At 46.1% G+C, this 5,590-nt stretch carries 3 protein-coding genes; all 3 read right to left on the bottom strand.

What is annotated here, in order from left to right; all coding sequences use genetic code 11:
* Positions 1 to 571, bottom strand: a 571-nt coding sequence (gene tldD / locus HKN88_09460) for a metalloprotease TldD (protein ID NNC98283.1), incomplete at its 3' end; no start/stop codon positions are given.
* A 101-nt stretch (positions 572 to 672) separates the two neighbouring features.
* The gene (locus HKN88_09455) at positions 673 to 4,818 is read right to left on the bottom strand and encodes a TIGR02099 family protein (protein ID NNC98282.1); all 4,146 of its coding nucleotides are present in this window, start codon (positions 4,816 to 4,818) and stop codon (positions 673 to 675) included.
* 17 nt (positions 4,819 to 4,835) lie between these two features.
* Positions 4,836 to 5,590: Rne/Rng family ribonuclease (locus HKN88_09450; GenBank protein ID NNC98281.1), on the bottom strand; the 755-nt coding region annotated here is incomplete at its 5' end.

Genomic DNA, 5,590 nt, shown 5'->3' with positions numbered 1-5,590 from the left:
TCACCACTTCATAGCTACCCGCCAATGTGGCATTCACTTGTTGTACCCGCGAATCTTTGGCGCGAGCCAGTTGATCGATCTTTTGCAACAAGGCCACTTTGTCGTCATCGCTTAAGGAATCCAGTGGATTCAAGGCCGGATACAAACTTGTTGTGATTGCAGCGGAATGTGACTGCCGATGTTCAATCTTAAGTTGCGCGCTTTGACCTTGCCGGGTAATAGCCCGGGCAATTGCGGCTGAGCGTCGCAGCGTATTTGCACTAATATCGTCGGCGTAGGCAAACCCGGATTTATCCCCACTGACCACCCGTAAGCCAGCACCGGCTTGAATATTGTGAGAGCCATCACGCACAATACCGTCATCCAGTGACCAGGATTCACCGCGTTTGTATTGCAAATAGATGTCGGCATCACTGGCTAGGCCACTGCGCATTTCACCTAAAATATTATCCAGTTGTGAAATGGATAAACTGGCCGGCGCCAGGATCATTTCTTCGGCGGTTGTTAACAGCTCACCCGGTTCACGCAATGCATTATTGGTACTGGACAGCTTGGTAAAGGACTGGCTCATAAATTGGCTCTGGTTAATTCAAAAAAAGCAAGGGATGCATTCTAACAATTCCGCCTTGCAACACGCACAAAAAATCGGGAATTTTAGATGCTCGATTGAAATCAGCGCGGTGCGACCGGCACTTCTTTCAGTTTGGATGGCGGGGTTCGCTCAATTTTGGGATCGTTCCAGTTGCCGTCAATTTTATAAAACACCTGGGTGGCTTGCTTTAAGGGGTTTTTGAAGATCTCCGAAAACAGTAACATCGCAGCCCCAACCCCGAGACCCCCGGCCAGTGCGCCGGCAATCGGCAAACTCGAACCCAGATCGGCTTGCACCACTGCGGCCTGGTCAAAATCACGTGTGGCCAGTCCAACGCGTCCAATCACCCCGAGATCCGCCACCGGTCCGCGCATGAGCATATTGTTGGTATAGGCTTGTCCGTTATGCAACAGGAAATCGGCACTTAATTCATCATATTGCAGGCCTGCGTTAAACACATCACGAAAGTCCAGTGACAATCGTTTCGGTAGTTGCGCGATACTTAACAATGCCAAGAAGCGACCGGCTCCAGGTTCCACATCGCGTAATTCACCGTTCAGCAATTTAAACGAAATTTCACCCGACAGGGTTTGCAAAATATCTTCTACCGGGTTACCCGGCCAATTCAGTTCGAGCATCACGTTTGACTGGCGTGCCTGAGCCAAAGGCGCATACCCAAATTGTGACAGGGTTTCTGCAAGATCGGTACTGGAAATATCAGCATTCAGCAATGTAGTCTCACCTTCATTGGTTACATACCAGCCGCCACTGCCATTCACGGAAAAACTGTCGCGCTTGATGTTAAATGCCTGGAGTTTGGATCCATTCTTCTCGCGTTGCACTTTGAAACTTGCATTACCCAAGGCCAGATCTTCAAACTTGAAGTCTTCGATGCTTACTTCGACATTCGGTATCTCGCGAGGATCGAGCTCGATCTCTTCGTTCGACTTGGGCGGCAACTTGAAATAATATTTACTAAAGTTTGCTGTGATCAAAGCCTCGTCGTTCCAGGGCCTTGGAAAATTCACTTCCCCTTCAACCAGTTGATTACTGATCTTAGCTTCCCAGGCTGAATCTTGTGGATTCAAGACCAGATTTACATTGGCAAAACTTTGACCGACGGCTTCCAGCTGATCCAGATTGACGTCTATGACCCCGATCTCAAGACCTTCATCTGCATGTGACTCGCGGTCTTCATTAATAAACGCAAACCACTCATCCATATCCACATGTGAGAATTTACCCAGCACTTGAATGCGTGCCTGATTGGTATCGATCTCATTAAACAAGGCAACATTCTTGCCCCCGACCAATGCCATCGAATACAGACCCCAGGGAGTGTCCGGTGCTTTGGAAACGGCCTGCATGCGTGATAGCAATTCAGTGCTGCCAATGTTGCCACGAATGAACATCACGTCGCGTGCGTCACCAGCGCCGGCCTTGATATCAATATCCAGATTCAGGGGCAGAATAGTATCTTGACGTTTGGTAAACGGGGCCGGCAAGGAAAGGCCGGTGCCAAGAAGATTACTGCGCAACTTAATATCCTGAATTCCATCTTGCCCTTTCACAAAACGAATTTCCGCATCCAGACTGGAATTGCCACTTATATACTCACGGTAGGCGGGACTCATGAAGGTATCCAGTTCGGCGACCGTATTGACCACTACCAGAGTTTCATCTTGCTCGTTAATAATGCGGGCCTTTAATGCTTGACCGCCATACTCTGCTAGTAGCTCATCACTGAAGACAGATTCTTTATTGTAGTTAAGTACGCCACGTAAATTACTGAAGCCTTGCTTAAACGCTGACAATTGGAAAGTATTACCACTAAAGCCAAGACTTCCTTCAAGTTTTAATTTCGCAGGGTCGTTAATCGGTAAACGCAGAACCAGTTTGCTATCGGCCGGCCCCTGGATGTTGATATTTTCCAGTTTTTTACCCAGTGTATTTTTCAGAGGTGAAGCATTGATCCAGGCTTTTGACTGTTCCAGTTCGACCAAGGTCTCGATACTAAGATCCAGCATCCGGGTCTTGAGATCATTAAAACTTGCCTTTAATGGGAACTCGTCTATGTCACCGGAACTCACTCGTTTGGCGTTTAAACTCATCGACTCGTTCAAGAAATTGATGTCGGCATCCAGTAATCGTGCGCCGGGCCAGCCTGCCGCGTATTGCACATTAAGATCACGCACATTGAAATCCACCCGAAACTCGCCCTGGTCATTGCGAAACGGGTAATCTTTCAAGGCACCGGAAAATTTTATTTTGGCCGTTTCAATCCTGCCACCTTGCATACCTTCGTCAATCCAGTCGATCAGCGTGGGACTCATTTTTTCGGCCGGAAAATAATTGACCAGACGATCTACATCTTTTGGTTGCAAGTTGGCATTAAGATCCAGGACGGAACTCTGATCTGGTGCTAACTGAATTTTTAAATCCGTATTGACAGCAAGGTCAGCATTCTCGGCTTCTAGCAAATCACTTTGTATGACCCAGGATCTTTCATCGCGGGAAATATTTACTTGAGTTGCAAATTGATCAAAAACCAGATCTTTGCTAAATACGTTGTTATTGCTGTATTCCAGTGCATTGGAAGCGAGCTCAAGAAGGCCATTGTTATCGGCAAACCTGAAATTACCTGTGAGCCCTGAAATACCCTGCCCGTTATTAATTTCAGGAACAGCCAGGTCATTAAAATCTATATTTAGAGTCTCTAAGCTTAGAAAATTTTGTTGATCTTGAGGTGCTTGCCGGGCAAAGGCTTGCAAATTTTTGATCTCACCATGCACTCGATTCCAGTTAAGCCGTGGCAAAGAATTACGATTTGGAAATTGCAAATACAACACTTCCAGAATGGGTGCCAGATCGCCGAGATTCAAATATGTAGCCTCAATTTCTGCCATGCGCAAGCCTGTGCGTATTCTATCTAATCTACTCTTTTCTGATTTTTCCTCTGTATTGTTTTCACCATTCACAATACTTGAGTTGCCAGAGTTGTCTTTTGCAGTATCGTTGTCGGATGAGGTCTCGAAAGATCTTTGAATCGCTGAATTGCTGGAAGAATTATGCGTAAGCTTTGCGAGCTTGATGTGAAAATTATTATTTGCCGGCCAAATACCGTTACCCGATGCCATATCCAGTTGGTCGGCCTTAAAGCGCATAAATTCTTCATCATTCTCATAAGAAAAACGCAGATTAAAATAATCCAGAGAATTTTTTGTTCCTGTATTACTACGCTGGAAAACAGCATCATTCAATTTGACAGTACCATTCAGGGCCTGGAGTTTGCTATCTGTTAATTGCAGCCACACACGCACGTTGCCATTGCCGCGATTGATGCGCATAGGGTTTGCACGTGGCACCAAAATTGTGTTCTTATCTTTACGAAATAGTGGTCGGATAAATTGCCATTGCTTGATTAGCTCTGCCACACGCAGATCGTCTGCCTCAAAAAGAATTCGCCACTCTAAATTATCGTGTAGATCAGGGTTTGGAGTTGAAGCTGAAAGTTTTAAAGACCTGGCAAGCTCTTCAGAATCAGCGCTAAGCTGGACTTCGAGTAAACGATCATTGTTATCGATCGACAAGTCGATATTTTCCAGACTCAATGCCTGCTCTGTGAGCAGATCACGATAATACAGATTGATATTTTTGAGATTAAAAACACCTTTGGGCGTGGTTGAATCTGTACCTGGATTGTTTGATGGGCTGCTGAAGCTGTGCAAAAAAGCTTGCAAAGGGAGATTGTTTACATGCAAGCTCTGATCTTGCCTACGCTCTATAAGCACTTCACTCTGATTCAGTTGTACCGAAGACACCCCAAGGGTTCTTGTACGAAGAAAACGTTGCAGGTCGAGAATGATGCTGGCCGATTCGAACTCGAGAATATTTTTGTTGGCTTTATTGTCCTGAAACTTAAGACTTTCAATCGTTAGTTCCGGGCCGCTAAACAACCAGCGAACACTGATGTCTTCACTTGAGAGTGGTATTCCGAGTCGCTGGCTAATGCGCTCGGTCATTTGTGTTTTTAATTGCGGATTAGCATCCAGATAGGTACGGCCCATACCAACAATTAACGCCATCAATACAATAACCACTAAAAATAAAAGCAGAAAGATCCTGTATATACGCTGCACCAGGCTTGGTTTTGAGCGTCTGCGATCACCGCGCTTGCGTCGGCGACGGCGTGTACCTGGCATTTCAGTTGTTTGTTCTGCGCTCATAGAGTCCGGGTTAACGATTACAACGGAACCACATCGTATTGATCGGGTTTGTACAAGGATTCAACCTGTAAGCGGATGGGAATATTCACAAACCCTTCGAGTTCGGCAAGACTTGCGGATTCTTCATCGAGTAAATGATCAATAACCGATGGCGCGGCAAGAATCAATATTTCTCTTGATTCAAACTGTTTACTTTGGCGTATCACTTCTCGAAAAATCTCATAGCAACTGGTCTCGGGAGAACGCAAGGAACCCCGCCCTTCACACGTAGGACAACTGGTGCACAGGATATGTTCCAGACTTTCTCGCGTGCGCTTGCGGGTCATTTCGATCAGGCCTAAAGAACTCAGTTCGCTGATCTGGGTTTTAGCATAATCTTTATCCAGATTGGTTTTCAACACACTCACCACTTGTTCACGATGTGAGGCCGAGTCCATATCGATGAGATCGAGAATGATTATGCCGCCCAGATTACGTAAGCGTAATTGATGTGCGATTGCCTGAGCGGCTTCCAGATTGGTTTTGAAAATTGTCTCTTCCAGACTGCGGTAGCCCACAAAGGCACCGGTATTCACATCGATGGTGGTCATGGCCTCGGTCTGGTCAATGATCAGGTAGCCGCCGGATTTCAAATGCACCTTGCGTTCCAGTGCTTTGGAAATTTCTTCTTCTACGTTATACAGATCAAAGATTGGTCGTTGGCTTTGGTAATGCTCAAGGATCACGGCACGTTTGGGCAAAAAATCCTGCATGAATTTCTTGGTTTGTTCAT

It is taken from the genome of Gammaproteobacteria bacterium, assembly GCA_013001575.1.
Taxonomy (GTDB): domain Bacteria; phylum Pseudomonadota; class Gammaproteobacteria; order Steroidobacterales; family JABDMI01; genus JABDMI01.
The sequence above is the reverse complement of the archived record's forward strand: the minus strand, read 5'-3'. Positions and strand labels throughout refer to the sequence as shown.

Coding starts and splice junctions, on each gene's coding strand:
- HKN88_09455 (NNC98282.1), bottom strand. CDS start 4,818: ATGAGCGCAGAACAAACAACTGAAATGCCAGGTACACGCCGTCGCCGA.